Source organism: Gemella haemolysans, from assembly GCF_001553035.1.
Classification (GTDB): Bacteria; Bacillota; Bacilli; order Staphylococcales; family Gemellaceae; genus Gemella; species Gemella haemolysans_B.
The window spans coordinates 5,940-6,511 of sequence record NZ_KQ959984.1 but is presented as its reverse complement, the minus strand read 5'-3'; the positions used below and the strand labels follow the sequence as shown (position 1 = coordinate 6,511).

Sequence of the window (572 nt, the reverse complement as noted above, 5' to 3'; positions counted from 1 at the left end):
GCTTAGTATATTCTGGAGCTTCTTCTCGAACTACTGATTCACCAACACGCCCTGGCTCTTGTGTGCCTTTTGTTTCTAATGGCTTAATGTATTCTGGAGCTTCTTCTCGAACTGCTGATTCTCCCTCGTGTCCTGGTTCTTGTGTTCCTTTTGTCGCTAATGGCTTAGTATATTCTGATAGGTTTTCTTGCACTAAGGATGTCCCTTTCGAAATTTCCTTTGTACCAGCATTTCCTTCCATACGCTCTGTTTCTTTATTTATTGATATTCCTCTTACATCACCATCTTCTAAAAATCCTACATACTTATATCCTGGTATATGAATTATACCTGATTTTAATTGTGTACTATCATTTACTTCTTTTGACATATTATAGTGTTTTAATATCTTATTCTCCAAAGCAAATGTTTCATAAGGAACTATTACACTTTGTCCCAACGCCCCAATTAATAATACGCTTAATACTTTATTTTTATTTTTTCTAGAAATCAATAATACGACTAACGCTGCTGTTCCTAATCCTAACCCATAAAGTGGAATAGAACTATCTCCTGTATTCGGTAATAACTTT

Annotated in this window: 1 protein-coding gene; it reads right to left on the bottom strand. The window is 35.0% G+C overall.

The window, feature by feature from the left end; genetic code table 11:
* Window positions 1–572: LPXTG cell wall anchor domain-containing protein (locus tag HMPREF3186_RS07180; protein ID WP_156438991.1), on the bottom strand; the 572-nt coding region annotated here is incomplete at both ends.